Raw genomic sequence first — 26,421 nt, forward strand, 5'->3', positions numbered from 1 at the left:
TGGCGGGCTTTTTTGTTGCCGGGTGTTTTAGAACGCGCCCATGTAATCGCGTTTACCCACTTCAACACCGTTGTGACGCAGCAGTGCGTAGGTGGTGGTGACGTGGAAGAAGAACTGCGGCAGGCCGTAGGTCAGCAGATAAGCCTGACCGCTGAAGCGCTTCTCTTTCGGCGTGCCCGGACGGGTCACGATCTCGATGCCTTCCTTGCCATTGATCTGCTCAGGCTTGATCTCGCCGATGAAGGCCAGAACCTTGGCGATCAGCGCTTGCAGCTCGGCGAAGGTGGTTTCGCTGTCGTCGTACTTCGGCAACTCGACTTCGGCCAGACGCGCGGAAACGCCTTTGGCGAAATCAACGGCGATCTGGACCTGACGGATCAGCGGAAACATGTCCGGGTACAGGCGTGCCTGCAGGAAGGCGTTCGGGTCGATGTTTTTCTCGGTGGCGTGGGCTTCAGCTTTCTTCAGCACATCGCTCATGGCGTTGAGCATTTGTTGAAAAACCGGGACGGATGCGGCGTACAGGGAAATGGTCATGGCAGTCTCGTGTGATGGCTGGGTGGAACGTGGAGGCGATTATAGCCATGCTTGATGACCGCACGGCTTGCCTTTTGTTTGGCAAGGATTAGGCTAGGCGCCTTCGACTGCAGAGGGAACGCGCGATGACCACAGAACTTGAAGCAACCTTCGACGAGCCACGGCTCAACGCCACGGAAATCCGCATTCTCGGTGCGCTGATCGAGAAACAGGCGACCAGCCCGGAAACCTATCCGCTGACGCTCAATGCGCTGGTACTCGCGTGCAACCAGAAAACCAGCCGTGAACCGGTGATGAACCTGACCCAGGGTCAGGTCGGCCAGAGCCTGCGTGCCCTTGAGGGCCGTGGTTTCGCCAAGCTGGTGATGGGCAGTCGTGCCGACCGTTGGGAGCACAAGGTCGACAAGGCGCTGGAACTGGTGCCAGCCCAAGTAGTGCTGAGCGGACTGATGTTTCTGCGTGGCCCGCAAACCGTCAATGAGCTGCTGACACGCAGCGGCCGCATGCATGACTTTGAAGATGCCGAGCAAGTGGTGCACCAGCTCGAGCGCCTGATCGCACGCGGACTGGCGGTGTTGATCCCGCGTCAGGCCGGGCAGCGCGAAGACCGTTACACCCATGCGCTGGGCGATCCGGCAGACATCGAGGCGATCATGGCCGCGCGGCAGAATCCGCAGGAACGTGCGGGCACAGGCGTTTCCGTAGAACGCATCGAAGAGCTGGAAGCGCGGATTGCTGCGCTGGAAGAACGCCTGGCACGCCTCGAATAAACACAGCAGTTTTACGGTGGGAACGAGCCCGCTCCCACCGCCTGCTGGCGATCAGGCCCGCCCGCTCAGCGAAACAATCAGCTCCGTGCGAAATTCACCGCCGCCGCAAACTGCTCCTCCGTCGGCCGCACCCCGGTGTACAGCACAAACTGCTCCAGCGCCTGGATCGCAATCACTTCCAGCCCGGTAATCACCCGCTTGCCTTCAGCGCGAGCACGCACGATCAGCGGCGTTTCTGACGGGATCGCCACCACATCGAACACCGTGTCCGCCGCGTTGATCACTTCAGGTTCGAACGCCAGTTGCCCCGCCTCCGGCCCGCCATCCATCCCCACCGGTGTGACATTGATCAGCATCTGCGGGCGTTCATCGCCCAGTTCGGCTTGCCAGCGATAGCCCAGCGATTCGGCCAGTGCCCGCCCGGCGCGCTCGTTACGGGCGACGATCAAGCCATTTTTATAGCCACCGTCGCACAAGGCACTGGCCACCGCTTTGCCCATGCCGCCACTGCCGCGCAAGGCAAAAGTCGAATCCTTGGGCACGGCGTGGGTTTCCAACAGTTGCGCAACCGCAATGTAATCGGTGTTGTAGGCCTTGAGATGCCCCTGGGTGTTGACGATGGTGTTGATCGACTGGATCGCCGCCGCCGACGCGTCCAACTCATCGACCAATGCGATGCAGGCTTCCTTGAACGGCATCGACACGCCGCAACCGCGAATGCCCAAGGCGCGAATGCCGCCGACTGCGCCGGGCAGGTCCTGGCTGCTGAACGCCTTGTAGTAGAAGTTAAGGCCCAACTGCTCATACAAATGATTATGAAAACGCAGACCGAAATTCCCCGGCCGGCCGGACAGGGACATGCACAGCTGGGTGTCTTTGTTCGGGTTCATCTGCATGAAATTTCTCCTTCAAACGCACTTTCGGATGGACGGGATTAGCCAGCCCATCAGGTTCTGAACGATCATAGCGGCCTGTTTTAAACGTGTGCCGTGGCCAGCGCATGGCCCAGTAAAGAAGCCGGTACAGACCTTACACAAAATTTACCCAACGGCTGTGCTGATTTTCCGGATTTCGCTGTCTTAGAGATATCCCCGCGACAACTGTGGGCCTGGTGCAGGCCCCGATGCCGGGTTGAAGAACCGAGGAATTACCATGATTCGTAAACTCCCTATCGTCGCCCTGCTGATCGGTGCCTTTGCTGTCACAGGGCAAGCAGAAGCCCATGGCGGTGGCTGGCAGGGGCCGGCAGTGTTTGGCGCAATCGTCGGCTCGGCCATCATCGGTTCGGCGCTTATCAACCAGGATCGCCCGGTTTATGTGCAACAGGCGCCGGTGTATGCGCCGCCACCGGTCTATGTGCAGCAACCACCGCCACCGGTCTACTACCAGCCAGCGCCGGTGTATGTGCAACAACCGGTGTACGTGCAACCGGCTCCGGTGTATTACGGCCCACCGCGTGGTTATTACGGTCGCCCGCACTATTACGGTGGCCCACGCTGGTAACCGAAAACACAGAGCCCCGCTTTATAGAGCGGGGCTTTTTTATGACCGCCGGTCGGCCAGGGTCTGAAAAAATCTCGCCAAGGTCGCTGTGGAGACAGTCTCACCCGCTAAAGTCGGCATGATGGTTGCGAGCGTTATGGTCTTTTGCACACAACGGTCATCTTTTTGTCATGACGGAACCGCAATCTGAATCCGTCCGCAAACAACAGGTTGATAAGAACAAGGACGATTACATGCCTACACAAAACCCGCACCGCATTGTCGGCCTCTGCACCTCCAGCAAGGTGTACAGCGCCCTGACCGAGCTCAAGCACCTGGAAGGTCACCGTTGTGCCAAGTTTCTCTCGCTACTGACGGAGAACCTCGTGCACAAGGGCTTGCTCAACGAGCGCGAGGTCATGCACATGCTCGATCAAGTGGTCGATTGATCAGCCCTCAACGGCATCAATGACTACTATCGAAAGCGTTGATTGTCCCTGCAACCGTTGAATCCCTAAGGTAGCCCCATCGTTTGATGGAGGTCCTTGTCATGGCTCAGGTTCAAATCATGTCCGTTATCGGCAGCGCCGTTCCCGCCGCGCTCAGAGCGTCGGGCCTGCTCGCCTGCTGGTATCTGGTGCGCGATGGCGAGCCGATCAGCGGCCCGCTCACCTCGCTGCCGGCGGCGCAGGCCTTGTCGCAGAAAATCGTTGGCGAGCCGTTTCAAGCCTAAGGCAACTGGACTTTCGGTTTGGTCTCGATGAACAGCGCCCAACTGGACATGAACAGGGCCGCGATCAACGGGCCAATGACAAAGCCGTTGAGGCCGAACACCGCGAGGCCACCAAGGGTCGAGATCAGGATCAAGTAATCGGGCATACGCGTGTCCTTGCCCACCAGAATCGGGCGCAGCACGTTGTCGACCAAGCCGATCACAAACACCCCGAACAACGCCAACACCACGCCTTGCCAAATCATCCCGCTGAGCAGGAAATACACCGCCACCGGCGCCCAGACAATTCCCGCCCCCACCGCCGGCAACAGCGACAGAAAACCCATCAGCACGGCCCACAGCAGTGCGCTGGGGATGTCGAGAAACCAGAAAATCGCCCCGCCCAATGCGCCCTGAGTGACCGCTACCACCAGGTTGCCCTTCACCGTTGCCCGCACTACCCGATTGAACTTCAACTGCAAACGCCGTTTGTGACTCTCTTCCAGCGGTACGGCGGTACGCACCTTGCGCACCAGCTCGGCGCCATCGCGCAGAAAGAAAAACAGCAGGTACAGCATGATGCCGAAGCTGACCACGAACTCGAACGTGCCCTGACCGAAACTGAAGGCCTGAGTGGCCAGTACCTGACTGCCCTGCATCGACGCCTTGACGATTTTCTCGCGCAGACCGTTGAGTTCGCCCATGCCGAAGCGATCAAGCAAATGCTGAAAGTAAGGCGGCAGACTGTGTTTGAACTGCGCCAGATAGGCGCCGATGTCCAGCTGGCCGCTTTCGATGTTGTTGTACAGCGTCGCGCCTTCCTGGACCAATAACACGCTGAGGATGATGACCGGCAGAATCGCAATGATCAGGCAAATGCCCAGGGTGCACAAAGCAGTCAGGTTGCGTTGCCAGCCGAATTTCTGCTGTAACCGGCGTTGCATCGGCGCAAACAGGATGCCGAGGATCACCGCCCAGAACACCGCGCCATAAAACGGCAGCAGGATCCAGATAAACGCCACCGTGACCAGCAACAGCAGCACGGTGAGGGATTTGAATTGAAGATTTTTTTGGTTCATGTCCGATCCATGTCAGTCAGGCGTCATGCACGCCCCGAACCTTAGTCAATCGGGGCCTGCACGAGTGCCATCTTTATTCATGGAGCATAGTTGCGGATCAGCTTGAGCCCGCTTATCGAACCGGCAAACGGACGATTTGTCCGGTGCTCAAGACGTCGCCGAACGTGTCCTCGATTTCCGCCAGCGCAGCCTTGTGCAGGGAGTCCTTGTCGATGGCCGCGCCATTGGCACGGGTAATGGCGCGGGTTGCCGAGGCATCGGCGGCGACAATCACGCTGTAACCGAGCGGCACTGCATCCCGCGCGGCTCCAGCCACACAGGCGTGAGTCATCAGGCCCGAGACGATCAGCGTGTCGATGCCGGAGGTTTTCAGGCGCTGGTTCAGATCGGTGCTGGCAAATACGCTGACGGTGTTCTTTTGCAGCACGACGTCTTGCGCCCGTGGCTGCATGTCCCGGTGAAACTTCACCGTATCGCCATCGCTGGCAAACACCGACGAACCGGCCGGCGCAACGTGCTGCACGTGGTACACCGGAATGTGGTGGCGGTCGGCGAAAGTGATCAGCTCACGGGTTTTCGCCAGTGCAGCAGCACCGTCCGGGATCGGCAGCCTGCCGCTGAAGTATTCGTTCTGGAAATCGATCACCAGCAAGGCGGTTTTGCCGGTGGGCAATTGGCTGAGCGGAGTCGCGCCGGACATCGCCCGAAGGGTCGGCTGACTGTCGGCAACTGCGCCAGTGCTGGCCAGCACCCCGGAAAATGCACAGGCACTGAGGAAACGGCGGGTGAAGCGCTGCATGGGAATGTCCTTGCTCGGTTGAATGATGGGCAAAGGTTAAGCACTCGCCGCCGGGCAGAAAACACGACAAGCAGCACATCATCTGTGCTGCTTTTGCACAGATCGGCGCAACGCGCCGAAACATAGATCCAGATCAATAACCCGCGCGGACATCCGCCTTACGCTGCCGCGCTTTTGCCATCGACGCCGCCATGACTCTCACCCAAGCCCTCACCGCCCCGGAACTGCTCGCCCCCGCCGGCACCCTGAAAAACATGCGTTATGCCTTCGCCTACGGAGCCGATGCGGTGTATGCCGGTCAGCCGCGTTACAGCCTGCGGGTGCGCAACAACGAATTCGACCACGCCAACCTGGCGTTGGGGATTCGCGAGGCACAGGCACAAGGCAAGCGCTTCTATGTGGTGGTCAACATCGCGCCGCACAACGCCAAGCTGAAGACTTTCCTCAAGGACCTGGCGCCCGTGATCGAGATGGCGCCGGATGCACTGATCATGTCCGACCCGGGCCTGATCATGCTGGTACGCCGCCATTTTCCGCAGATGCCGATTCATCTGTCGGTGCAGGCCAACACCGTGAACTGGGCGAGCGTCGAGTTCTGGCAGCAACAAGGGCTGAGCCGGATCATCCTCTCGCGGGAACTGTCGCTGGAGGAAATCGGCGAAATCCGCGAGCAGGTGCCGGGCATGGAACTGGAAGTGTTCGTCCACGGCGCGCTGTGCATGGCCTACTCCGGGCGCTGCCTGCTGTCGGGCTACATGAACAAGCGCGACGCCAATCAGGGCACCTGCACCAACGCCTGCCGCTGGAAATACTCGGCGCAGGAAGCCACGGAAAACCAGCTCGGCGACATCGTCCAGACCTTCCAGCCCGAGCCGACCCTGGGCATCGGCGCGCCGACCGATCAGGTGTTCCTGCTGCAGGAAGCCAATCGCCCAGGTGAGTTGATGCCCGCGTTTGAAGACGAGCACGGCACCTACATCATGAACGCCAAGGACCTGCGCGCCGTCCAGCACGTCGAGCGCCTGACCCGCATGGGCGTGCACTCGCTGAAGATCGAAGGTCGCACCAAGTCGCACTTCTATTGCGCACGCACCACGCAGGTCTATCGCCGGGCGATCGACGATGCAGTCGCCGGGCGCGAATTCGATCGCAGCCTGATGAGCGACCTGGAATCACTGGCGCAGCGCGGCTACACCGAGGGCTTCCTGCGCCGGCATGTGCACGACGAATACCAGAACTATCAGCACGGCAGTTCGGTGTCGGAACGTCAGCAATTCGTTGGCGAACTGACCGGCGAACGCCGCGACCGGCTGGCCGAGGTCAAGGTGAAGAACCGTTTTGCACTGGGCGACCATCTGGAATTGATGACGCCCAAGGGCAATTTCCACTTTGATCTGCACCAGTTGCAGAGTGCCAAGGGGGAAGCGATCGAAGTTGCGCCGGGGGACGGGCACACGGTGTACCTGCCGATTCCGGATGCGGTGGATTTGCGCTTTGGGTTGCTGATGCGGGATGTAGCTACGAATCCCCTATGAGGGCATGCACTACCCTGTCGGGGGGAACTGATCTTCAGCGGCATTGCCGCCGCCATCGCTGGCAAGCCAGCTCGCACAGGGCAGGTGTCGAACACCAAATTCCATGACACCACTGTGGGAGCGGGCTTGCCTGCGATGAGGCCGGCATGAACAACACACACTGCAACTGACCACCGACAAAAAAGCCCGGCACCAAAACCCGGGGTTTTATTACCTGCGATCATCCGACAACGGCGTCGGAACATCCGCCGGTGGCACATCATCGTCCGCCGCCGGGTCCTTCCAGTCTTCCGGCCGATCGGCGTCGCTCAATGGATCGCGCCCCGGGCTCATACCCGGCGGCGCATCATGATCAGCCAATGTCGGCTCCTCCGTGCCGGGCACCGGCCGGGTCGGATCAGTCGGCAACACACCACCCTGAAACAGCAAATCATTCGCCATGACACACCTCACACAGGAGGTCCGGAACATCCGGGCCGTACTGATTGGAAGCGTGCTGGCGGGAGGCGTGCTATTGAACGGACCAGCGGCGATCAGCCCTGCGCACTGAAGCGGTCGCGGCTGTTGGTCAGGTGCAGCCACATCGCTGCGCGTGCCGCATCGGGGTCCTGACGCTTGATCGCATTCAGGATCGCCTCGTGTTCGAGGTTGGCCAACTGCCCCAGCTTGCTTAGATCTGCCGCTCCGCGTTCGGCAGCATTGAGCCGGTTGCGCGGAATCATTGCGTTGCCCAGGTGCTGCATGATTTCGCTGAAGCAGACGTTGCCAGTGGCCTCGGCGATCAGCAGATGAAAACGCCGATCAGCCTCGACGCAACTATCGTTGCTGTCCAGCAGACGCTGATAGTCATCCAGCGCCTGACGCATCTGCAGCAGTTGCTGCTCACTGCGCCGTTGCGCTGCCAACGCGGCGGCCTGCGTCTCCAGGCCCATGCGCAACTCAAGAATGCTGCGCACACCGAGCGCGGTATCGACATTCAGGCGCAAACCCTGCTCGGCAGCGCGCTCAATGACGAAGGTGCCGATGCCGTGCCGCGTCTCCACCAGCCCCGACGCCTGCAATTTGGAAATCGCTTCGCGCACCACCGTGCGACTGACGCCGTGTTCCTGAACGATGGCGTTCTCCGACGGCAGCTTGTCGCCGGGCGACAACTGGCCGAGCAGGATGCTCTGGGTGAGTTTCTCCACCAGGTCATGCGCCAGGTTATGGGCGCGTTTACGGGCGGGGGCGTCGAGGTCTTCTTGCATGGTCGGTTCCGATGATCGGGGCCAGCGGATCGTAGCATCGCGCAGTGCGGGACGAGGTTGATTTTAGCGCTAAAAATCCTGAACCACTTGTATGACAACACTCAAATATCTTTATGGAAGTTGCGAAAAAACCAGCGCGTTCACGTCAACAAAAGACGATAGCGTGCAGCTTCAGCGCTCCACTCACTGCGAGAAATCCCAATAGATACGCCTTAAGAAAGCAAAAAAGCATAAAAAGAACCGGCGCCAGACAAATTTAATTGCATCGGCCCACTTGTAGGACAAAAATTTCAGGTTGTATGATGTCTATCAACAAAGCAGCACCAGCCCTACCCCGCATAAAAATAATCAGTGGGAGAAAACCAAGTGAAAACCTCCGTCTCCGGGATGCACGAGGGCGTCGATTCGACGCTCGCGTCCGCCATCTCGAAAGTGAAACGCCACGTCCTGCCGCTCTTCGTGATCATGTTCATCGTCAATTACATTGACCGGGTGAACATCGGTTTCGTCCGCACTCACATGGAACACGATCTGGGCATTGGTGCCGCCGCCTACGGCTTCGGCGCCGGTCTGTTCTTCATCGGCTACGCGCTGTTCGAAGTGCCGTCCAACATGCTTCTGCAGAAAGTCGGCGCACGCATCTGGCTGACTCGCATCATGCTCACCTGGGGCCTGGTCGCAGCCGGCATGGCGTTCATCCAGAACGAAACCCACTTCTATGTGTTGCGCTTTTTACTCGGCGTGGCCGAAGCCGGGTTCTTCCCTGGGGTGATCTACTACTTCACCCGCTGGCTGCCCGGCGTCGAGCGCGGCAAGGCGATTGCGATCTTCCTCAGCGGTTCCGCCGTGGCCTCGCTGATCTCCGGTCCGCTGTCCGGCCTGCTCCTGCAAATCAATGGCCTGGGCATGCACGGCTGGCAATGGATGTACTTCATTGAGGGGATGTTTTCGGTCGGGCTCTGTGTATTTGTCTGGTTCTGGCTCGACGCCAAACCCCACGACGCCAAATGGCTGACCCGCGCCGAACAGGATGCGCTGGTCAATGCCATCGACGATGAACAAAAGGCCCGCGAAGCCGCAACGCCCATCCGTCCTTCACTGGGCAAACTGCTCAAGGACCGGCAGATCCTGCTGTTCTGCCTGATCTACTTCTTCATCCAGCTGACCATTTATGCGGCGACCTTCTGGCTGCCAAGCATCATCAAGAAAATGGGCGAGATGAGCGACTTCCAGGTCGGCCTGTTCAACTCGATTCCGTGGCTGCTGTCGATCATCGGCATGTACACCTTCGCTGCGTTCTCGGCCAAGTGGAAACACCAGCAGGCGTGGGTCGCCACCGCGCTGCTGATCGCCGCCGCAGGAATGTTCATGTCCACTACCGGCGGGCCGATTTTCGCCTTCGTCGCCATCTGCTTTGCGGCACTCGGGTTCAAATCCGCCTCGTCGCTGTTCTGGCCGATTCCCCAGGCGTATCTGGATGCTCGCATCGCCGCAGCGGTGATTGCGCTGATCAACTCGGTGGGCAACCTCGGCGGTTTCGTCGCGCCGACCACCTTCGGCCTGCTCGAAGAACACACCGGCTCGATTCAGGGCGGCCTCTACGGTTTGGCCGCGACCTCGATCATTGCCGCGATCATCGTCTTCGCTGCGCGCACCACGCCCAAACCCGCTGCTGACCTCGCCGTGGCCGAGGCCGCGCCAAAGCACGCCTGAACGCTGTATCAGAAGGATAAAAACATGACCGCACACGACACTGCCAAAGCCCCGATCATCACCGACATGCACGTCATCCCGGTGGCCGGCCACGACGGCATGCTGCTCAACCTGAGCGGCGCCCACGGGCCGTTCTTTACCCGCAACCTCGTCATTCTCAAAGACAACGCCGGCCATACCGGCGTCGGCGAGGTGCCCGGCGGCGAACGCATTCGCCAGACCCTGGAAGATGCGCGCAGCCTGGTGGTCGGCAGCCCGATCGGCACCTATCAGAAGATCCTCAATCAAGTGCGCCAGACCTTCGCCGACCGCGATGCCGGTGGCCGCGGCCTGCAGACTTTTGACCTGCGCATCACCATTCACGCCGTCACCGGTCTTGAAGCGGCCCTGCTCGATCTGCTCGGCCAGCACCTCGACGTACCGGTTGCGGCGCTGCTTGGCGAAGGCCAGCAACGTGATGAAGTGAAAATGCTCGGTTACCTGTTCTATGTCGGTGATCAGCGCGAAACCGACCTCGCCTACCGCAGCGAACCGGATGCCGATAATGACTGGTTTCGCGTGCGACACGAGCACGCCATGACCGCCGAAGCGGTGGTGCGCCTCGCCGAAGCGGCCCATGCGAAATACGGTTTCAAGGACTTCAAACTCAAGGGTGGCGTGCTCAGCGGCGATGCGGAAATCGAAGCGGTCACCGCCCTCGCCGAACGCTTCCCGGATGCACGCATCACCCTCGATCCGAATGGCGCCTGGTCCTTGAAAGAAGCGATCCGCCTGTGCCGCGATCAACACCACGTGCTGGCTTACGCCGAAGACCCGTGCGGTGCGGAAAACGGTTATTCGGGGCGCGAAGTCATGGCTGAATTCCGCCGCGCCACCGGGCTGAAAACCGCGACCAACATGATTGCCACCGACTGGCGCGAAATGGGCCACGCCATCCAGCTGCAGTCAGTGGACATTCCCTTGGCCGACCCGCACTTCTGGACCATGCAAGGTTCGGTGCGCGTGGCGCAGATGTGCCATGAGTGGGGCCTGACCTGGGGCTCGCACTCCAACAATCACTTCGATATCTCTCTGGCGATGTTCACCCACGTCGCCGCTGCCGCGCCCGGCGAGATCACGGCCATCGACACCCACTGGATCTGGCAGGACGGTCAGCGCCTGACCAAGGCACCGCTGCAAATCGTCGACGGCTGTGTCCAGGTGCCGAACAAGCCGGGGCTCGGCGTGGAGCTGGATATGGATCAGGTGGCCAAGGCCCACGAACTGTATAAAGGCATGGGCCTCGGCGCGCGGGATGACAGCGTGGCGATGCAGTTTCTGATTCCGGGGTGGCGATTCGATAACAAGCGGCCGTGTCTGGTGCGCTGACGCTTTTGAGTCGTCCAGCCGCCCTGTAGGAGTGAGCCTGCTCGCGATGGCGGCGTGTCAGTTGATATCAATGTTGACTGACACACCGCCATCGCGAGCAAGCTCACTCCTGCAGGGGTTTTGCATTAACCAGAGATTTGCAGCAGCCAGTTTTTAAAGGCGAGCATCGCCGCCGTTTCCGGCCGCGACTGCAACCGCGTCAACCAGTAACTCCCGGTGGTGATCTCGATTGCAAACGGCTGACAGATCGTCTCGGCCGCCAGTTGCCGGGCAAACATCAGCGGCGGCGCCAGCGCCACCCCGCTGCCCTGCAATGCCACCTCCATCATCGCCAGCGACGAGTCAAAGACAATGCTCTGTGGTGGCGCCGCGTGGGTCGCCAGGCCTGCCGCGTGAAACCATTGCGGCCATTCATCGGTGCGATAGGAACGCAGCAACGTGTGCTGCAACAGATCGCCCGGCGTGCGCAGTTGCCGGGCGATCTCCGGCACGCACAACACCGACAGCGGCGCATCAAGCAACCGCGTCGCTTCAATGCCGTGCCACGCCCCCGCGCCAAAGCGAATCGCGTAATCCAGCCCTTCAGCAGCGACGTCCACGCGATTGTTGTGGGTCGACAGCCGTAAATCTATGAGCGGATGTTTCGCCCGGAAGTCCGCCAGCCTCGGCAACAGCCACCCCACCGCGAACGTACCGACGGCGCCGACCGTCAGCATTTCGCGGTATTGCCCACCGGCAAGACGTTCGAGAATCTGCGCAATGCGATCGAATGAACTGTTCAGCACCGGCAACAGGGTTTCGCCTTCGCTGGTCAGCATCAGCCCGCGGGGCAGGCGTTTGAACAGGGTGACGTTGAGCTGCGCTTCGAGGCTTTTCACCTGATGACTGACTGCCGCCTGGGTCACGCACAACTCGACGGCCGCACGGGTGAAGCTCAAATGGCGTGCGGACGCTTCAAAGGCGCGCAGCGCGTTGAGCGGCAATTGTGGTCGAATCATGCTCAGTCCCAAATTTTTCTAATGGCTGCTGCGAGTTTTCGTCGTTTGTCGATTGGCGCCGCGCTGACTAAATTGGCGGCGCTGATCAGTCGCCCGACGGGGAAATCGCCCGCAGTGTAGCGGGATACCATCATCAACACTCATGGAGAGTGGTTCATTCATGTCATTCATCAACCCTGGCAAACTCTTTTCCTACAGTACTTTCGGACTGTTTTTTGGCGCGACGACCTGCATGGCCGCACCGCCTTCCGATGCGCAACTGCAAGCGCTGGTCAACGCGGCGGTGACACCGGTGATGCAACAACAGAACATCCCCGGCCTCACCGTGGCGCTGACGGCCAACGGCCAAGCGCATTACTTTAACTACGGCGTCGCCACCAAAGATACCGGACAAAAAGTCAGCGAAAACACCCTGTTCGAAATCGGCTCGGTGAGCAAAACCTTCACCGCCACCCTCGCCGGTTACGCCCAGGCCAACGGCAAACTCGACCTGGCGACCAAGGCCAGCACGCTCTGGCCCGCGCTCCAAGGCAGTGCCTTCGACAACATCAGCGTGTTGCAACTGGGCACCTACAGCGCCGGCGGCTTGCCTCTGCAATTCCCGAGCGAAGCGGATTCCCCTGAGCAGATGCTCGGCTATTTCCAGCAATGGAAACCGGTCTATCCTGCCGGCAGCCATCGCCAGTACTCCAACCCGAGCCTGGGCCTGTTCGGCTATCTGGCGGCGAAAACCCTCGGCCAGCCTTTTGATCAGGCGATGACGCAAACCCTGCTGCCGAAACTGGGCCTGCAACACACCTACCTCAGCGTTCCCGCCAGCCAAATGGACCTGTATGCGCAGGGCTATGACAAGCATGACAAACCGGTTCGCGTCACGTCCGGTGCGCTGGACTCGCAAGCCTATGGCGTTAAAACCAGTGCGGTGGACATGCTGCGTTACGTTCAGGCCAACCTGAAACCTGAAACCCTTGAAGCGTCCCTGCAAAAAACCATCGCCAACACCCACACCGGTTATTACACCGTCGGCGATATGACCCAGGGCCTGGGTTGGGAAATGTATCGCTACCCGATCAGCCTCGATCGCTTGCTCGCGGGCAATTCGACGGAAATGGCCATGGAAGCGCACAAGGTGCAGTGGCTGAATCCACCGCGACCGCAACCGGCTGACGTGCTGATCAACAAGACCGGCTCGACCGGTGGATTCGGGACTTACGTGGCGTTTGTGCCAGCCAGGGATGTTGGCATCGTGATCATGGCCAACAAGAACTTTCCGATTCCTGAGCGGGTGAAGATTGCCCACAAGATCCTCAGCGCGGTCACTGACTGACCGCGAGCCACGGGCTTTGTACCAGGCAATAAAAAATGGGCGACCTGCACAGGTCGCCCATTTTCCAGTTCCCGCAAAGGCGCCTTGTCAGTCAAGGGTGATGTCGACTGTACGGACCTCTTCGCGGACTAGCCCACTCCCACAGGGTGCTACTCATCAATCATCCGGCATTTCAGGTGGCTTGGCCGGTTTGGTCGGCTTGGCGTTTTTGGCGCCTTTCGTCGTGGCCGGTTCGGTAGTCGCGGGGGTCGTCGCCACAGACGGTGGGGCGATGTCCTTCTCGGTGGCTGGCAGTGCATCGACCGTGTCGAAGATTTTCTTCAGGTCCACCGATTTTGCTTCATCGCCCGAGGCCGAGAGCTTGGTCTCCCCGTCCTTGCCCAACAGGAACACTTTCGGATAAGCCCCGGCGCCCAGCTTCAGCGAGCGCAACAAGGCCATGGTGTCCTGCTGGCCGAGGTCCTTGCCGTCGAGTTGACCGGCCATATTGAGGATGGTGTAGACCTTGATATTGCGGTCGGCGATGCCCTTCTTGTTCGCGGGATCTTCCAGCGACTTTTTCAGGCCTACCCATACCGGATCGACGGTACTGGAGGCAATCACGATCAATGGTCGGGATCTGCCCATATCCCCGGCGATGGGCGAATCGTTATCTGCGGCGAACAAGGGGCCGGCAATCGCCAGCAAGAGTGTCAGGGTCAGTGACCTGATGAGCATGCGCATCTCCTTTTGATATCCACGCTCTAATGATTGCGCATCGTGGCGATTGTTCCGGGCACGCCCGGCAAATATGTTTCGCCTTGTCAGAAGCTTAGGACAGCCACGACATTGCGCAACCAGCTGCGCGCAATCGTGACGTGGATTTGATTACCTTTGATGACCGCATTAGGGTGGCTGTTCACCGACGAAAAGGAGTTCTGCGTATGTACATCGACTACCTGTGCGATCACCCGCATCTGATTGAAGAACTGGCCGAACTCAATTTCAAGGAATGGGGCGAGTTCCGCCCCGGCGATACCCTTGAGGCCCGCACCGAACGGATGCGCGCGGCCTGCGGCAAGGGCGCGATTCCCAGCGTGGTGGTGGCCATCGAGGATGGCAGATTGCTCGGTGGTGCGCTGCTGATCGACAGCGACATGAAGATCCGCCCGCAACTGACGCCGTGGCTGGCAGGGGTTTATGTGAAGGCTGAAGATCGGGGACGCGGGGTCGCATCGCAATTGGTCAACAGGATCGTCGATGAAGCGGCGGCGCTCGGCGTGTCGCAGTTGTATCTGTACACCGACGCGGCGCAATCGCTGTATGCGCAGCTGGGTTGGGAGGTGATAGAGGAACTGGTGTACGACGACCTGCCAGTGACGGTCATGAAGTACGTGATCAAACACTAACCTTGTGGTGAGGGAGCAAGCTCCCTCGCCACAGTTGAGTGCAGCATCAGGCGAGGATTGAATCGAGCGCCGAGAGTAATTGCGAAGGGGCGACGGGTTGTCCGCCGAGCTTGAGTTCACCACTGTCGAGTTCAACGCTCAGCATCACCGACGCCCGATCGCCCGGGTACTTGCGCAGCACCAGCACGATGCTATCGGCAACCTCATCGGCGGTACCGAGCAAATCCCACAGGCCCTCACTCAGATCCAGCAGCACTCGCTGACGCTGCACATCGACTACGCGCGGCGCATACAGCCAATGGCTCATGCGCATCTCACGCGGTTCAACGGTGATGGCGAGACGACCTTCGCAATGGACGGTGGTTTCAGGCATGGCCGGTTCAGAACGCCAGCTTGTAGCCGATCAACAACAGCATGGTCGCCAGGCACGGGCGCAGCACTTCATCGGAAATGCGCCCGGTCAGGTGGCTGCCGAGCCAGATGCCCGGCAGCGAGCCCATCAGCAGGAAGCCCAGCACGCCCCAATCCATGTTGCCCATGCTCGCGTGGCCAAGGCCGGCGACCAGGGTCAGCGGTACGGCGTGGGCGATTTCGGTGCCGACCAGACGCCGGGTCGGCAGCAGCGGATAGAGAATGAACAACGCGACCGTGCCGAGGGCGCCAGCGCCGATCGAGGTCAAGGCGACCATGGTGCCGAGGATCAGACCGGTGATCACCGTCATCACGTTCAGGCGCACACCGTTCGGGTTGTAGTTGCCGCCCGCGCGTTTGTGGGCGAATGCCAGCAAGCGTTTCTTGAACAGAATCGCTAACGCCGTGGCGAACAGCACGTAGCCCAGCGCTTGCTTGATGATCGCGTTCATCGCCTCAGGGGCGGTGTGCAGGGTGCTGAGAAACCACAAGGTCATGGCCACCGCCGGCACGCTGCCGAGGGTCAGCCAGCCGGTGATGGCCCAGTCGATGTTTTTGTTCTTGCGGTGAACGAGGACGCCGCTGGATTTGGTAATGGCCGCGTACAACAGGTCAGTGCCCACCGCCGTTGCCGGGTTGATGCCGAACCACAGCAGGATCGGCGTCATCAACGAACCACCGCCGACACCGGTCATGCCGACAATAAAACCCACCACCAGCCCGGCAATCACCAGGCCGAAATTTGCCAATTCCATTAAGACGTCCAGAAAAACGACAGGAAAAATCTGGCCCGCAGCATAGCGATTTTTCTTATAACCACATATATCAATGCGGTCTATGGTTATGCCATATCGACCTCGACGCAGGAACCTGTGGCAGCGGGCTTGCTCGCGATGAGGTCGTATCAGTCAGCTGTTCCGTTGCCTGACACGCCACAATCGCTGGCAAGCCAGCTCCCGCAGGTGTTGTGCTGCATTGATTGCCATCACCGCGCCGAACTCACTGCACCGGCAGGAAATTCAGGAACAGCAAACTCTGCGCGTAATTAAGTCCGATCCGCCGATACCGCTCATCGAGCATCTGCGTGAGCAAATCCAGGCGTGCAACGATCTTGCTGAATTCGGTGGCGAAACTCAGATTGGTGCCCTCCTCCGAGATCTCATTGGAAAACAGCAGCGGCTGACCTTCCTTGTTCTGCCGCTGAGACAAAATCCACGTAGCTTTTTCGATATTGCGCGCAGCATTGTGAACGAACGTCGGATTGATCGCGTCGGTCATGTAGAACTCAGTGCGATTGCCATGGGCGGTGACCAGCATGCTGCCGATCGCATAGATGAACGCGCCGACCCGGTCGCCGAGAAACTCCGGGCTCATCGCATAGCTCAGCGCCGCCAGATCCTTGCGATTGCCGAGCACCGGCAACGGTTGCTGCTGCTCGATGGCCAGCCGCACCTGTTTAACGGCAGTGTTGATGTCGAGAAACCCGGACTTGCGCAGCTCTTCCGGGTTGCGCAAGTACAACTTGCCCATCAGGCGATAAAGGCTGTTGAGGTTGTCGCGCATTGCCAGGGTCGCCATGCGGTCGACACTGGTCTGCAGAAATTCCTGCGGCTGACCTTCACGCATCTGATGGAAGAAACCGTTGCCGTCCTGATGACTGCAACCGCTGAACATCAGCGACGACAGGCAGACCAGCAGCAGGCATGGGCGACGAAAAAACGCAGTGATCGGATGAAAAACTCTCGGCATGAATACTCGAACAGACACATTCCTGAGCGGCGGGCGTCGCCGCATCCTGGCCATGGATAGAGCCGCTGATTGCGCAAAAGTGCAGTGATGCGCGTCACCAGCCGACCTTCGGCACTGCCCCTCCCAGCAATTAGTCTGTCTTTATTATTGAAATAACCGACTAATCAACTATAAACCTTCTGTTTAACCTCAATTAGAATGACTAATGACGATGGCACCTGCACAGGGTCATCCGCCATTTGAAAACAACAACAAAAAAGGAAGGTCTACCATGCTTCAATCACGTCACCTGTTATCCGGCCTCGGACTGTCCCTGATGATCGCCACCCTTTCCGCTAACGCAGCCGGCCTCAGCGCTGAACACAAGGCTTTCGGTAAAACCAATGACGGCACGCCCGTCGAGCAATACATCTTGCGCAACAGCCACGGTATGCAAGCCACCGTCATCACCTACGGCGCGACCCTGCAATCGCTGAAAGTCGCCGACAAGCACGGCAAGTTCGACGATGTGGTGCTTGGTTTCGACGATGTGCAGGGCTATCAGAAAGGCACCGCGTACTTCGGCGCGACCATCGGGCGCTTCGGCAATCGCCTGGCTGACGGCGCGTTCGAACTTGACGGCAAACGCTATCAAGTGCCGCAAAACGACAAGACCAACGCGCTGCACGGTGGCCCGCTGGGCTTTGACAAGAAGGTCTGGCAGGCGCAGGAAACCCGGGACAAGGATTCAGTGGGCGTGACCCTGACTTATCTGTCGGCGGACGGTGAAATGGGTTTCCCCGGCAACCTCACCACCGAGGTGACCTATCGCCTCACCGACAACAACGAACTGCGCATCGACTACAAGGCCAGCACCGACAAGCCGACCGTGCTCAACCTGACCAACCACAGCTACTTCAATCTCGCCGGCGCCGGCAATGGCGACATTCTCAAACAGGTCGCGACCTTGCACGCCAGTCATTACACCCCGGTCACCGCCAAGCTGATCCCGACCGGCGAACTGGCCCCCGTGGCGGGCACGCCAATGGATTTCAGCAAACCAACCGCGATCGGTACGCACATCAAGGCTGATCATCCGCAGCTGAAATTTGCCGAGCCAAAACAGGGTGGGTTTGATTTCAACTGGGCGCTGGATACCAAGGGCGATATCCGTAAGGTTGCCACTGAGGTGAGTGACCCGCAGTCCGGTCGCGTTCTGCAGCTGTTCACCACGGAACCTGGCGTGCAGTTCTACACCAGTAACTTCCTCGACGGCACGGTCAAGGGCAAGGGAGGCAAGGTCTATCCGCACTGGGGCGCGTTTACCCTGGAGACACAGCACTATCCGGATTCGCCGAATCAGCCGAGTTTCCCGAGTACTCGGCTTGATCCGGGGCAGGCTTATACGCAGAGCGTGGTGCTGAAGTTCTCCGCTAAATAACCTCCAACGCTGATCGTTCCCACGCAGAGCGTGGGAACGATCAATGGATTACAGACCCACACGCTCCAATCCCTGGCGCATGCCTTGATCCGCCTGCGCGCACCATTGCTTGAGCGTCAGACTCGGCGGCAGATTGGCCTCCAGGCTTTTGTATTCACCATCGGCAAACACCTCACCCTTACGACCATGGGCCTCATTCTTGTCGCCATCGCTTTTGTCCATCTGACCTGGAACACCGGCAACATACGCCACCATTTTATTGGCGTTCACTGTGCTTTCAGCTTTCAGGAAGCCCTTGTCCACGCAATGGTTAATCAGCCCGGACATGTTGCGCCCAGTGTCGTACATCCCTTTCAACGTAGCGGCATCCAGCTCTTCTGCGTGAGCGACATTGACAGTGCCGATAGCGGCGATCAGTGCGAGGATCAAAGCGGTGTTCTTCATGTTTATTCCTTTAATGGATGAAGCCAGGTTGTTTACTTGCGGTATTCATGAGGGCGAACGAAGAGCTCACCCTCGCGAATTCAACTGACCACCGCTCCTTTCGGGCCACTGGCAATCAGCGCGGCCCCGCAGGCGGTCTTCATGCCGTCCAGCGCGATAGGCGTGCCGTCGACGGTGTAGGTGCTGCTACCTTCGGTTATCGGAAAAATGCCTTTGCACAGAGGACAGCTGACTTTGTGACCAAGCCCGGCGATGGGCTTGCCGTTGAGGTCGGTTCGGGAGAAGGCTTCGAGCACCTTGCCACCATGGGTAGTGGAGTCGCCCAAGCGGATTGCGTCTTTCATGTTGTCACTCCTTTGACCAAGTTACTCAGGCATCCAAATGTCTTCTTACCAATGGGTATCGGTGATGAATTTTTCGCCAGTTGAAAATCACGCTGGTTGATCGCAATGACAAACTGCTTGACCTTCACGAAGGCTCGCAATCCGTAAGCAAGCCGCGCGGAATTCACTGGTGATTGCAACTGCGTCAACCTTTCACATTCAAATTGGCTTGATAGCCGACCAAAGCACGCTTTCCAAAGGCGTAAAATTTACTCCTTTAATATCTTTTGCAAGCTCTTTGAATATGCGCGAGCAAATAAGTGTATTACTTCCTGAAATCAACCCCTTGAATTTGAACAGATCACGCTTGAAGTCGGGAGGTAATACCAATTTTTTGAACCTGAAAATCAACCCACCCTCTTCTATGAAAGTAGAAGCAGGATCAGTCTCCGAGCGCGCATCCAACTCTTCAAAAAGTACGGCATTGTAGCTTTTTGATGAAATAGTTTCCCCACCTTTGGAAACCACTTGAATAGGCACAGCGTCAGTAACACCTACGTCCAGCTCGCTACAAACAGACATGAAATCATCACTGACTATGTAGAAACGCGCCACACTGCGTATATCGAAATCATAGAACTTATCTTTAGAAATAAGCACCATACCTTCTGGATAGGGCGAGTGTGTTTTGTAATGGATTTTCTCCGCATACCAAGGAAAAAAGCCATGCTCGACACCTTTGGTATCTGAGTAAAATTTATCGTAGAGATCTGCCTGTAAGAAGCCAGCCGGGCAACCAGGCTCTTCCTTTTGAGAAAGCACGTAATATTCCATAAACCCTTCTCCTTGCTTATCTAAGTCGGCGTTGTTTAGTGCCAGGCACCGAAAGGCTTGCTCTTAATCTTGTCTGTATCGCGGATATCTGAGTTCGCGCCTGTGCTTCGTCGATGACACCAGCCTCATATTTGCTCCTGACGGTCGTTACCATGTTGTTAACCATCGGGCTATAGACCTTACCATGCGATCCGCAACGGTAAAAAACGCGCTTGGTTTTCTTAGCCTGATCCGCACTGTCAGGCATCAACAGGCCGTTTTCCTTTTTATCCCGCTCTCCGCCCATCCCGATGTCCGAGAAGAAGCTTGCTTGCCGTCCCCATACTTCCTCGGGGATGAGGTGATGTGCCTGCATTTTGTCATGAGTAACGATCTACGTGGCCTGCAGAGACTTACCGGCTGGAAAACAGGCAAAGCACTGCGCAACTTCTTGCGCACTTGTACGGGTAGAGGAATAAAGAAAGAGAGCGAAATGCAAAATACAGGCTGCGAGCTCTTGCTTTTGAACCCCATGGAACCCCTGCGCTATCCTGCTGCCCACTAAGGTATCGACCATCAGCACAGGAGGTTGGCATGCGTACCCTCGAACTCGCAGGCGTGCAGGTTCCAGTGATTGGCCAGGGCACCTGGCACATGGGCGAAGACCGTGCGGCGCACACGCGTGAAGTGGCTGCGTTGCGCCAAGGTATCGAACTGGGCATGACCCTGATCGACACCGCAGAAATGTATGCCGAGGGCGGTGCCGAAACAGTCGTCGGCCAAGCCATCGCCGGCCTGCGCGACCGGGTATTTCTGGTCAGCAAGGTCTACCCGCACAACGCCAGTCGCACAGGTATCCCCCAGGCGTGCGAGCGCAGCCTGCGGCGGCTCGGCACCGATTACATCGACCTCTATCTGCTGCATTGGCGCGGCCAGTACCCACTGGAAGAAACCGTCGAAGCCTTCGAACGTCTGCGCGCGGACGGCAAGATCGGCCGTTGGGGCGTGTCGAATTTCGATGTCGACGACCTCGAAGAACTGTCCAGTTCGGCCTGCGCCACCAATCAGGTGCTGTACAACCTGGAAGAGCGCGGCATCGAATTCGACCTGCTGCCGTGGTCACAGCAACAGCGCCTGCCGCTGATGGCCTACTGCCCGATCGGTCAGGCTGGTGCGATGCTCGCCGAGCCGGTGCTGAACACGGTTGCCGCTCGTCACGGCGTGACCCCGGCGCAGGTTTCGCTGGCGTGGATTCTGCGTCAGGATGGTGTGATTGCGATTCCCAAGGCTGTCCGCCCGGAACACGTGCAACTCAATGCACAAGCGGCGCAGCTGCAACTGGAGGCCGGGGATCTGGCGGCGCTGGACGAGGTATTCAAGGCGCCACAACGCAAGCAGCGGCTGGCGATGGTCTGAGTCGCTGGCCGCTGGCGAGGGCTTCGTCATGAGAAGCACTGATCAGTACGACCCGTTCCACCTGCAACGTTTCGTCCAGGCCCAGGACCCGGTGTTCGAACGGGTCCAACGCGAACTCGACGAGGGCCGCAAACGCAGCCACTGGATGTGGTTTGTGTTCCCGCAGCTCGCCGGCCTGGGAGGCAGCGAGATGTCCCGACGCTTCGCCATTCAGTCCGCCGAGGAAGCACAGGCCTATCTGGCCCACGACCTGCTCGGCGCGCGGCTGCGAACCTGTACGCAGTTGGTGCTGAAGGTGCATCAGCGCTCGATTGCCGAAATTTTCGGCCACCCCGATGACCTGAAATTTCACTCCTCGATGACTCTGTTTGCGCAGTTCAGCGCCGAGGACTGTCCGTTCAATCAGGCACTCGAACGCTACTTCCACGGCATCCTCGACGAATGGACCCTGCAACTGCTGGACTCAAAACAGGCCCAGTTGCCCCCCGATCAGGGTTGAGAAATCGTCGTCGACAAACGGCAGGATCGCGTCCGCCACCGGTTGCAGCTGGCGGGTGATGTAGTGGTCGTAGTCGATCGCGGCACGACGCACTTCCAACGGCTCCGGCCCGGCCAGGGTGATCACGTAACTGATCCAGCCGCCGTTTTGATACTGCCGTGGGCGACCGTGCCCGGCGTTGTATTCATCGGCCAGCCGGGCGGCGCGCACATGCGGTGGCACGTTGCGCTCGTAGTCATCGAGGGTACGCCGCAGGCGCTTGCGGTAGACCAGCCGATCATCGAACGCTCCGGCAAGGGTTTTGCGCACGTAGTCGCGCACGTAATCCTGATAGGGCTTGCGCTGGAAGATGCGCTCGTACAGTTCCTGCTGGAACTGCCGGGCCAGCAGCGACCAGTCGGTGCGCACGGTTTCCAGGCCTTTGTAGACCATTTCCTCACTGCCGTCGGCGCGGCTCACCAGACCGGCGTAGCGCTTCTTGCTGCCCTCCTCCGCGCCCCGAATCGTCGGCATCAGGAAGCGCTTGTAATGAATTTCGAATTGCAGTTCGAGAGCACTTTCCAGGCCGTATTCATCACGCACATGGGCACGCCACCAGTCGTTGACGTGCTTGACCAGCGCGTGGCCGATGTTCGCCGCTTCTTCCTGGCCATGCGGGCGACGCAGCCAGACAAAAGTCGAATCGGTGTCGCCGTAGATCACCGCGTGGCCCTGCGCTTCAATCAGCTGGCGGGTGCGCAGCATGATTTCGTGGCCGCGCAGGGTGATCGACGACGCCAGCCGCGTATCGAAAAACCGGCAACCGCTGGAACCGAGCACGCCGTAGAAGGCGTTCATGATGATTTTCAGCGCCTGCGACAGCGGCGCATTGTGCTCGCGCTTGGCGGTCTCGCGCCCTTCGGCCACGCGCGCAACGATGGACGGCAGGCAATGCCGGGTACGCGAGAAGCGGGCGCCACGGAAACCCGGGCACCGAATGCGGTATCGTCCGGGTGCTGCAGGCCTTCGATCAGCCCCACCGGGTCGATCAGAAATGTACGGATGATCGACGGGTACAGGCTCTTGTAGTCGAGCACCAGCACCGACTCGTACAGCCCCGGTTGCGAATCCATGACGAAACCGCCGGGGCTGGCCTGCGGTGGGTTGGTGCCCAGATTGGGCGCGACGAAACCCTGGCGGTGCATCAGCGGCATATACAAATGGGTGAACGCCGCCACCGAGCCGCCGCTGCGATCCGCCGGCAACCCGGTAACACTGGCGCGTTCGAGCAAAAACGTCAGCAGCTCGGTCTTGGCAAAGATCCGTGTGACCAGTTCGCAGTCCTTGAGGTTGTATTTGGCCAGCGCCGGTTTGTCCTCGGCGAACATGCGGTTGATTTCGTCCATGCGCTGGTACGGATTGTCGATCGACTTGCCTTCGCCGAGCAGGGTTTGCGCGACGTTTTCCAGGCTGAACGAGGGGAAACTCCAGGTCGCCGAGCGCAGAGATTCGATGCCATCGATGATCAGCCGCCCCGCCGCCGCAGCGAAATAATGGTTGCGGCTGCCGTGCTCGCGCCATTGCATCTCTTCACCGCCACGGCCGATTTTCAGCGGCACGCCAAGACGCCGCGCGTGCTCGTGGAGAATGCGCAGATCGAACTGCACGACGTTCCAGCCGATGATTGCGTCAGGGTCGTGGCGGGCAAACCAGTCGTTGAGTTTTTTCAGGATGACGGTGCGTGAGTCGCAGTATTCAAGGTCGAAATCGACGCTGCTCGCATCACCGTTGGGCACGCCGAGCATGTATACCTGCCGCTGGCCGCAGCCTTCGAGGGCGATGGAATACAGCTCGCCGGTTTCCGTGGTTTCGATGTCCAGCGAGACCAGGCGCAGGTTCGGCCGGTATGTCGGGTCTGGTTTGAGGTGGGCGTCGAGCAAGACGCCGTCAGCATCGGGCGTGCCACTGAACAGCACCGGCGCCGTGATGAAACGCTCCATCAGGTAGCGTTCCGGCGGGCGCACGTCAGCCTCGAACACGTCGACGCCGGCGCGGCTGAGCGCGCTTTCCAGGCGCATCAACTGGCCGTGTTGCTGGCAATACAGGCCGAGCACCGGGCGATGTTCGAAATCCTGCAGAGCCAGCGGGCGCAGTTCCACGTGCTTTTCGTCGTGCAGCAGGCGCTCGGCCGCTTCGCGCTGTGCGGCAGGGATAAACGCCACCGAGGTCTGCGGCGCCAACCGCACGCGGCGCGGCCCGGCGTCGGTTGCCAGCCAGAATTCGACTTCAGTGCCCGCTGGGGTATCGCGCCAATGCCGGGTCAGGACGAAACCCTGCTGTAAATCCACCACTGCGACCTCAGGAATTGAAACAGAGCCGCATTCTACGCTCCGCTGGCATGGAAGAACCTTGTGGGTTTGCACTTCACAACACTGAATGGGGATTTTTTCCGCATATGACGTTTTTTGCGTGCTATCTGCCGCTTTGCCACCTTGCCCTGCGCGCTTGCGTCTACGATGCTTGAATAACAACGACAACACCTGAGTAACCGCCATGAAGACCGTCGCCCAACTGCTCAAGCTCAAAGATCAGAAAAATCAGGAAGTGCATCAGATCAAGCCTGATCACATGGTGCTCGAAGCGCTGATGAAGATGGCCGAGAAAAACGTCGGCGCCCTGCTGGTGGTCGAAGACGACAAAGTGGTCGGCATCATCAGTGAACGCGATTACGCGCGCAAACTGGTGCTGCATGGACGCTCGTCGGTGGGCACACCGGTGCGCGACATCATGGTGGCGAACGTGATCACCGTGGACACCCATCAAACCGTCGACACCTGCCTGGGCATCATGTCCGACAAACGCCTGCGCCATTTGCCGGTGGTGGAGAACGGCAAGCTGATCGGCTTGCTGTCGATCGGTGACCTGGTCAAGGAAGCCATTGCCGAACAGGCCGAGCTGATCAGGCAGCTGGAGCAGTACATTCGCGGGGAATAATCCCCGAAGCCCCCTGTAGGAGTGAGCCTGCTCACTCCTGCATTTGGTTTTGCGGTGTGTTCAAGAAGGCCAATGCCGGGCGAATACCGGCGCCAGCACCGGATGCCGGTCAATCCGCTGCAACCACGCATAAAACCCCGGTCGCGTCTGACGCAAATGCTCACGGCTGCCGGCCCAGCGTGTGACCACCGCCGCCAGCACATCCAGCGCGCCGGGCGTTTCGTCATCCAGGTACAACTCGGCGGAAAACTGGTCGGCAAACACCTCCCAACTCCAATGCAAACGCTCACGCGTGCCAGCCACCAGGTTCTGCCGCGAGGCTTCGTCGGGCATCAGCAGCCAGCGCTCGGGGTAGTCGATGACACCGATCGCCGCGTAGCAATTGCTGACGATGTAGACCAGGCCGCGAATCGCCTGATCACGATCCTCCGCCTGGGCCGGCAGCAAACCGGACTTGGGAAACGTCAGGCCCAGATGAATCAGGATCGCCGCGCTCTCGGTGATGACACTGCCGTCAGGCAGTTGCAAGGTCGGTATCTGCTTGAGTGGATTGAGCTGGGCCAACGCCTCGGCGGCTTCGGTGCTGGCTTCGATATCTATAAAACGGTAAGCGATCTGGCACAGTTCCAGCGCCGCTTCGATGGCGGCTGCGCCTGAGTTTCTGTGCCCGTAGAGCTGGTACATATCCAATCCCCCCGAAAAGACCATTGCCACAGAGTAGATGGCTGTAGCGTGGGTGTAGAAAAAATCTGTCTGTGTATCGGTTTTGGCACGGTTTTCCCATGCATTCGCGACTTGCGAATTCAAACCTCGCAAAACAGCGCTGGCGGTGCCCATCCCGCACCAAGAGCAATCATCGAACGCTATCCGCGTTCTTGTAAGGTGCGATACCGAACCAAAAGTTCGTGTATCCGAGCTGGCAACAAGGAGTTCACCGCGTGAATCTTCAAACGTATTGCCGCATCACGTCCCGTTGGTATCCATTGGCGCAAAGCCGAGTTAGCCGGAACAGCTCTGGCCACCCATACATTTACTTTATTACCTGAACCCAAGCGTCACGCACTGCGTTGGCGGCATTGATTGCGCCTGCGCCACGGCACTATTTATTTTTTAAATATAACCCATGAAGTTATTGCGCAAGCGCTACATGAATGCTCGACAGCAGGATTGTCGAACAATAACTTGAATATTTTTAATTGCACCAAAAATGCGCTCGCAACCATAACTAACAAATAATTGAAGCATACATTTCAAATCAACAAGAACAAGGAATACGGCCTGTGACCCGCTAATACATTGACCCGCACCAAATCAGTCCGCCGCGCACCATCAAGCGCCCTGGCGGACCCGAGTTCAGCTGCTCTATCTCGCTAATCGGCCTGATACTGCGCGCGGTCTGACTCGCCTGTAAAAAAGCC

General features: G+C 59.0%; 29 protein-coding genes and 1 pseudogene. 13 read left to right on the forward strand and 17 right to left on the reverse strand.

The genetic code is table 11. From position 1 onward, the window contains the following. Positions 1 to 27: 27 nt before the first annotated feature. Complete coding sequence (locus ACXX9E_RS23580) at positions 28 to 537, reverse strand: DUF1993 domain-containing protein (RefSeq protein WP_123462302.1); 510 nt, start codon at positions 535 to 537, stop codon at positions 28 to 30. A gap of 125 nt (positions 538 to 662) precedes the next feature. Here ACXX9E_RS23580 and ACXX9E_RS23585 point away from each other — a divergent pair, with 125 nt between their 5' ends. Then, entirely contained in the window at positions 663 to 1,307 is a 645-nt protein-coding gene (locus ACXX9E_RS23585; RefSeq protein WP_123462301.1) for a YceH family protein, read from the forward strand. Positions 1,308 to 1,384: 77 nt separating this feature from the next. Here ACXX9E_RS23585 and ACXX9E_RS23590 read toward each other — a convergent pair whose 3' ends face one another. Continuing rightward, positions 1,385 to 2,203, reverse strand: a complete 819-nt coding sequence (locus ACXX9E_RS23590) for a shikimate 5-dehydrogenase (protein ID WP_458556293.1) — start codon at positions 2,201 to 2,203, stop codon at positions 1,385 to 1,387. A gap of 256 nt (positions 2,204 to 2,459) precedes the next feature. On the opposite strand from ACXX9E_RS23590, the gene ACXX9E_RS23595 reads away from it, so the two are divergent. From ACXX9E_RS23595 to ACXX9E_RS23605, 3 genes are all read left to right on the forward strand, one after another. Continuing rightward, on the forward strand, positions 2,460 to 2,810 hold the full coding sequence (locus ACXX9E_RS23595; protein WP_093434008.1) for a hypothetical protein: 351 nt from the start codon (positions 2,460 to 2,462) through the stop codon (positions 2,808 to 2,810). 233 nt (positions 2,811 to 3,043) lie between these two features. Next, positions 3,044 to 3,238: a hypothetical protein gene (locus ACXX9E_RS23600; protein ID WP_123462299.1), complete on the forward strand. Its 195-nt coding sequence runs from the start codon at positions 3,044 to 3,046 to the stop codon at positions 3,236 to 3,238. A gap of 101 nt (positions 3,239 to 3,339) precedes the next feature. Next, positions 3,340 to 3,522 carry a hypothetical protein gene (locus tag ACXX9E_RS23605; RefSeq protein ID WP_123462298.1) on the forward strand — a complete coding sequence of 61 codons (183 nt, stop codon included), beginning with the start codon at positions 3,340 to 3,342 and terminating at the stop codon, positions 3,520 to 3,522. Here the strand turns inward: ACXX9E_RS23605 and ACXX9E_RS23610 are convergent. Beyond that, a complete protein-coding gene (locus tag ACXX9E_RS23610) occupies positions 3,519 to 4,580 on the reverse strand; it encodes an AI-2E family transporter (protein ID WP_123462297.1) in 1,062 nt (353 codons plus the stop codon). The two genes, ACXX9E_RS23605 and ACXX9E_RS23610, sit on opposite strands and share 4 nt — an antisense overlap. Positions 4,581 to 4,692: 112 nt before the next feature. Next, positions 4,693 to 5,379 carry a cysteine hydrolase family protein gene (locus tag ACXX9E_RS23615; protein ID WP_458556294.1) on the reverse strand — a complete coding sequence of 229 codons (687 nt, stop codon included), beginning with the start codon at positions 5,377 to 5,379 and terminating at the stop codon, positions 4,693 to 4,695. A gap of 191 nt (positions 5,380 to 5,570) precedes the next feature. Between ACXX9E_RS23615 and trhP the strand changes: the two genes are divergently transcribed. Continuing rightward, positions 5,571 to 6,914 carry a prephenate-dependent tRNA uridine(34) hydroxylase TrhP gene (trhP, locus tag ACXX9E_RS23620; RefSeq protein ID WP_458556295.1) on the forward strand — a complete coding sequence of 448 codons (1,344 nt, stop codon included), beginning with the start codon at positions 5,571 to 5,573 and terminating at the stop codon, positions 6,912 to 6,914. A 210-nt stretch (positions 6,915 to 7,124) separates the two neighbouring features. Here the strand turns inward: trhP and ACXX9E_RS23625 are convergent, their stop codons facing one another. Together ACXX9E_RS23625 and ACXX9E_RS23630 are read right to left on the reverse strand one after the other, a co-directional pair. After that, positions 7,125 to 7,355 carry a hypothetical protein gene (locus tag ACXX9E_RS23625; protein ID WP_128615629.1) on the reverse strand — a complete coding sequence of 77 codons (231 nt, stop codon included), beginning with the start codon at positions 7,353 to 7,355 and terminating at the stop codon, positions 7,125 to 7,127. A gap of 92 nt (positions 7,356 to 7,447) precedes the next feature. Next, complete coding sequence (locus ACXX9E_RS23630) at positions 7,448 to 8,161, reverse strand: FadR/GntR family transcriptional regulator (RefSeq protein WP_123462293.1); 714 nt, start codon at positions 8,159 to 8,161, stop codon at positions 7,448 to 7,450. Positions 8,162 to 8,527: 366 nt separating this feature from the next. On the opposite strand from ACXX9E_RS23630, the gene ACXX9E_RS23635 reads away from it, so the two are divergent. Continuing rightward, on the forward strand, positions 8,528 to 9,874 hold the full coding sequence (locus tag ACXX9E_RS23635; protein ID WP_222832509.1) for an MFS transporter: 1,347 nt from the start codon (positions 8,528 to 8,530) through the stop codon (positions 9,872 to 9,874). Positions 9,875 to 9,898: 24 nt separating this feature from the next. Beyond that, a complete protein-coding gene (gene gudD, locus ACXX9E_RS23640; RefSeq protein WP_186748116.1) occupies positions 9,899 to 11,242 on the forward strand; it encodes a glucarate dehydratase in 1,344 nt (447 codons plus the stop codon). Positions 11,243 to 11,367: 125 nt separating this feature from the next. Here the strand turns inward: gudD and ACXX9E_RS23645 are convergent, their stop codons facing one another. Next, positions 11,368 to 12,240, reverse strand: coding sequence for a LysR family transcriptional regulator (locus tag ACXX9E_RS23645; protein ID WP_123462290.1), 873 nt, complete (start codon positions 12,238 to 12,240; stop codon positions 11,368 to 11,370). A 232-nt stretch (positions 12,241 to 12,472) separates the two neighbouring features. Here ACXX9E_RS23645 and ampC point away from each other — a divergent pair, with 232 nt between their 5' ends. Beyond that, positions 12,473 to 13,567, forward strand: a complete 1,095-nt coding sequence (gene ampC / locus ACXX9E_RS23650) for a class C beta-lactamase (protein WP_458556613.1) — start codon at positions 12,473 to 12,475, stop codon at positions 13,565 to 13,567. A gap of 156 nt (positions 13,568 to 13,723) precedes the next feature. On the opposite strand, the gene ACXX9E_RS23655 is transcribed toward ampC, so the two are convergent. Then, entirely contained in the window at positions 13,724 to 14,284 is a 561-nt protein-coding gene (locus ACXX9E_RS23655) for a DUF4174 domain-containing protein (protein WP_458556296.1), read from the reverse strand. A gap of 206 nt (positions 14,285 to 14,490) precedes the next feature. Here ACXX9E_RS23655 and ACXX9E_RS23660 point away from each other — a divergent pair, with 206 nt between their 5' ends. Next, on the forward strand, positions 14,491 to 14,955 hold the full coding sequence (locus ACXX9E_RS23660) for a GNAT family N-acetyltransferase (RefSeq protein WP_128615135.1): 465 nt from the start codon (positions 14,491 to 14,493) through the stop codon (positions 14,953 to 14,955). 46 nt (positions 14,956 to 15,001) lie between these two features. Here the strand turns inward: ACXX9E_RS23660 and ACXX9E_RS23665 are convergent, their stop codons facing one another. The 3 genes from ACXX9E_RS23665 to ACXX9E_RS23675 all read right to left on the reverse strand — a co-directional run bounded on the left by ACXX9E_RS23665 (position 15,002) and on the right by ACXX9E_RS23675 (position 17,115). Further along, the gene (locus ACXX9E_RS23665; RefSeq protein ID WP_458556297.1) at positions 15,002 to 15,328 is read right to left on the reverse strand and encodes a hypothetical protein; all 327 of its coding nucleotides are present in this window, start codon (positions 15,326 to 15,328) and stop codon (positions 15,002 to 15,004) included. A gap of 7 nt (positions 15,329 to 15,335) precedes the next feature. Next, positions 15,336 to 16,121 (reverse strand): sulfite exporter TauE/SafE family protein, encoded by a 786-nt coding sequence (locus ACXX9E_RS23670; RefSeq protein WP_186748121.1) that lies wholly within the window; start codon positions 16,119 to 16,121, stop codon positions 15,336 to 15,338. 244 nt (positions 16,122 to 16,365) lie between these two features. Further along, positions 16,366 to 17,115 (reverse strand): hypothetical protein, encoded by a 750-nt coding sequence (locus ACXX9E_RS23675; protein ID WP_123462282.1) that lies wholly within the window; start codon positions 17,113 to 17,115, stop codon positions 16,366 to 16,368. Between the two features lie 271 nt (positions 17,116 to 17,386). On the opposite strand from ACXX9E_RS23675, the gene ACXX9E_RS23680 reads away from it, so the two are divergent. After that, positions 17,387 to 18,535, forward strand: coding sequence for an aldose epimerase family protein (locus ACXX9E_RS23680; protein WP_458556298.1), 1,149 nt, complete (start codon positions 17,387 to 17,389; stop codon positions 18,533 to 18,535). A gap of 48 nt (positions 18,536 to 18,583) precedes the next feature. Here the strand turns inward: ACXX9E_RS23680 and ACXX9E_RS23685 are convergent, their stop codons facing one another. From ACXX9E_RS23685 to ACXX9E_RS23700, 4 genes are all read right to left on the reverse strand, one after another. Continuing rightward, on the reverse strand, positions 18,584 to 18,979 hold the full coding sequence (locus tag ACXX9E_RS23685) for a hypothetical protein (RefSeq protein WP_123462278.1): 396 nt from the start codon (positions 18,977 to 18,979) through the stop codon (positions 18,584 to 18,586). Between the two features lie 80 nt (positions 18,980 to 19,059). After that, positions 19,060 to 19,323, reverse strand: a complete 264-nt coding sequence (locus tag ACXX9E_RS23690) for a PAAR domain-containing protein (RefSeq protein ID WP_128615138.1) — start codon at positions 19,321 to 19,323, stop codon at positions 19,060 to 19,062. A 198-nt stretch (positions 19,324 to 19,521) separates the two neighbouring features. Beyond that, positions 19,522 to 20,136, reverse strand: a complete 615-nt coding sequence (locus ACXX9E_RS23695) for an Imm43 family immunity protein (protein WP_458556299.1) — start codon at positions 20,134 to 20,136, stop codon at positions 19,522 to 19,524. 16 nt (positions 20,137 to 20,152) lie between these two features. Continuing rightward, positions 20,153 to 20,491, reverse strand: coding sequence for an AHH domain-containing protein (locus tag ACXX9E_RS23700; protein ID WP_458556300.1), 339 nt, complete (start codon positions 20,489 to 20,491; stop codon positions 20,153 to 20,155). 218 nt (positions 20,492 to 20,709) lie between these two features. Here ACXX9E_RS23700 and ACXX9E_RS23705 point away from each other — a divergent pair, with 218 nt between their 5' ends. Together ACXX9E_RS23705 and ACXX9E_RS23710 are read left to right on the forward strand one after the other, a co-directional pair. Then, positions 20,710 to 21,531: an aldo/keto reductase gene (locus ACXX9E_RS23705; protein WP_267805144.1), complete on the forward strand. Its 822-nt coding sequence runs from the start codon at positions 20,710 to 20,712 to the stop codon at positions 21,529 to 21,531. A gap of 28 nt (positions 21,532 to 21,559) precedes the next feature. Next, positions 21,560 to 22,030, forward strand: a complete 471-nt coding sequence (locus ACXX9E_RS23710; protein ID WP_123462266.1) for a DUF1810 domain-containing protein — start codon at positions 21,560 to 21,562, stop codon at positions 22,028 to 22,030. On the opposite strand, the pseudogene ACXX9E_RS23715 reads toward ACXX9E_RS23710, so the two are convergent. Then, positions 21,995 to 24,357 (reverse strand): annotated as a pseudogene (locus ACXX9E_RS23715) (DNA polymerase II). The gene ACXX9E_RS23710 and the pseudogene ACXX9E_RS23715 sit on opposite strands and share 36 nt — an antisense overlap. A 205-nt stretch (positions 24,358 to 24,562) precedes the next feature. Between ACXX9E_RS23715 and ACXX9E_RS23720 the strand changes: the two are divergent. After that, positions 24,563 to 25,003: a CBS domain-containing protein gene (locus ACXX9E_RS23720; RefSeq protein ID WP_123462262.1), complete on the forward strand. Its 441-nt coding sequence runs from the start codon at positions 24,563 to 24,565 to the stop codon at positions 25,001 to 25,003. A gap of 60 nt (positions 25,004 to 25,063) precedes the next feature. Here ACXX9E_RS23720 and ACXX9E_RS23725 read toward each other — a convergent pair whose 3' ends face one another. After that, positions 25,064 to 25,687 (reverse strand): glutathione S-transferase, encoded by a 624-nt coding sequence (locus ACXX9E_RS23725; protein ID WP_458556301.1) that lies wholly within the window; start codon positions 25,685 to 25,687, stop codon positions 25,064 to 25,066. Between the last annotated feature and the right edge of the window lie 734 nt (positions 25,688 to 26,421).

This window comes from Pseudomonas sp. GNP014 (assembly GCF_054344005.1).

Bases quoted from the DNA above. Each gene is read 5' to 3' on its own strand.
- ACXX9E_RS23655 (WP_458556296.1), bottom strand. From the start codon at position 14,284: ATGCTCATCAGGTCACTGACCCTGACACTCTTGCTGGCGATTGCCGGC.
- ACXX9E_RS23665 (WP_458556297.1), bottom strand. From the start codon at position 15,328: ATGCCTGAAACCACCGTCCATTGCGAAGGTCGTCTCGCCATCACCGTT.
- ACXX9E_RS23720 (WP_123462262.1), top strand. From the start codon at position 24,563: ATGAAGACCGTCGCCCAACTGCTCAAGCTCAAAGATCAGAAAAATCAG.
- ACXX9E_RS23680 (WP_458556298.1), top strand. From the start codon at position 17,387: ATGCTTCAATCACGTCACCTGTTATCCGGCCTCGGACTGTCCCTGATG.
- ACXX9E_RS23675 (WP_123462282.1), bottom strand. From the start codon at position 17,115: ATGCCGAGAGTTTTTCATCCGATCACTGCGTTTTTTCGTCGCCCATGC.
- ACXX9E_RS23615 (WP_458556294.1), bottom strand. From the start codon at position 5,379: ATGCAGCGCTTCACCCGCCGTTTCCTCAGTGCCTGTGCATTTTCCGGG.
- ACXX9E_RS23685 (WP_123462278.1), bottom strand. From the start codon at position 18,979: ATGAAGAACACCGCTTTGATCCTCGCACTGATCGCCGCTATCGGCACT.
- ACXX9E_RS23690 (WP_128615138.1), bottom strand. From the start codon at position 19,323: ATGAAAGACGCAATCCGCTTGGGCGACTCCACTACCCATGGTGGCAAG.
- ACXX9E_RS23590 (WP_458556293.1), bottom strand. From the start codon at position 2,203: ATGCAGATGAACCCGAACAAAGACACCCAGCTGTGCATGTCCCTGTCC.
- ACXX9E_RS23595 (WP_093434008.1), top strand. From the start codon at position 2,460: ATGATTCGTAAACTCCCTATCGTCGCCCTGCTGATCGGTGCCTTTGCT.
- ACXX9E_RS23700 (WP_458556300.1), bottom strand. From the start codon at position 20,491: ATGCAGGCACATCACCTCATCCCCGAGGAAGTATGGGGACGGCAAGCA.
- ACXX9E_RS23710 (WP_123462266.1), top strand. From the start codon at position 21,560: ATGAGAAGCACTGATCAGTACGACCCGTTCCACCTGCAACGTTTCGTC.
- ACXX9E_RS23625 (WP_128615629.1), bottom strand. From the start codon at position 7,355: ATGGCGAATGATTTGCTGTTTCAGGGTGGTGTGTTGCCGACTGATCCG.
- ACXX9E_RS23610 (WP_123462297.1), bottom strand. From the start codon at position 4,580: ATGAACCAAAAAAATCTTCAATTCAAATCCCTCACCGTGCTGCTGTTG.
- ACXX9E_RS23660 (WP_128615135.1), top strand. From the start codon at position 14,491: ATGTACATCGACTACCTGTGCGATCACCCGCATCTGATTGAAGAACTG.
- ACXX9E_RS23600 (WP_123462299.1), top strand. From the start codon at position 3,044: ATGCCTACACAAAACCCGCACCGCATTGTCGGCCTCTGCACCTCCAGC.
- trhP (WP_458556295.1), top strand. From the start codon at position 5,571: ATGACTCTCACCCAAGCCCTCACCGCCCCGGAACTGCTCGCCCCCGCC.
- ampC (WP_458556613.1), top strand. From the start codon at position 12,473: ATGGCCGCACCGCCTTCCGATGCGCAACTGCAAGCGCTGGTCAACGCG.
- ACXX9E_RS23645 (WP_123462290.1), bottom strand. From the start codon at position 12,240: ATGATTCGACCACAATTGCCGCTCAACGCGCTGCGCGCCTTTGAAGCG.
- ACXX9E_RS23605 (WP_123462298.1), top strand. From the start codon at position 3,340: ATGGCTCAGGTTCAAATCATGTCCGTTATCGGCAGCGCCGTTCCCGCC.
- ACXX9E_RS23585 (WP_123462301.1), top strand. From the start codon at position 663: ATGACCACAGAACTTGAAGCAACCTTCGACGAGCCACGGCTCAACGCC.
- ACXX9E_RS23670 (WP_186748121.1), bottom strand. From the start codon at position 16,121: ATGGAATTGGCAAATTTCGGCCTGGTGATTGCCGGGCTGGTGGTGGGT.
- ACXX9E_RS23705 (WP_267805144.1), top strand. From the start codon at position 20,710: ATGCGTACCCTCGAACTCGCAGGCGTGCAGGTTCCAGTGATTGGCCAG.
- ACXX9E_RS23725 (WP_458556301.1), bottom strand. From the start codon at position 25,687: ATGTACCAGCTCTACGGGCACAGAAACTCAGGCGCAGCCGCCATCGAA.
- ACXX9E_RS23580 (WP_123462302.1), bottom strand. From the start codon at position 537: ATGACCATTTCCCTGTACGCCGCATCCGTCCCGGTTTTTCAACAAATG.
- ACXX9E_RS23630 (WP_123462293.1), bottom strand. From the start codon at position 8,161: ATGCAAGAAGACCTCGACGCCCCCGCCCGTAAACGCGCCCATAACCTG.
- ACXX9E_RS23695 (WP_458556299.1), bottom strand. From the start codon at position 20,136: ATGGAATATTACGTGCTTTCTCAAAAGGAAGAGCCTGGTTGCCCGGCT.
- gudD (WP_186748116.1), top strand. From the start codon at position 9,899: ATGACCGCACACGACACTGCCAAAGCCCCGATCATCACCGACATGCAC.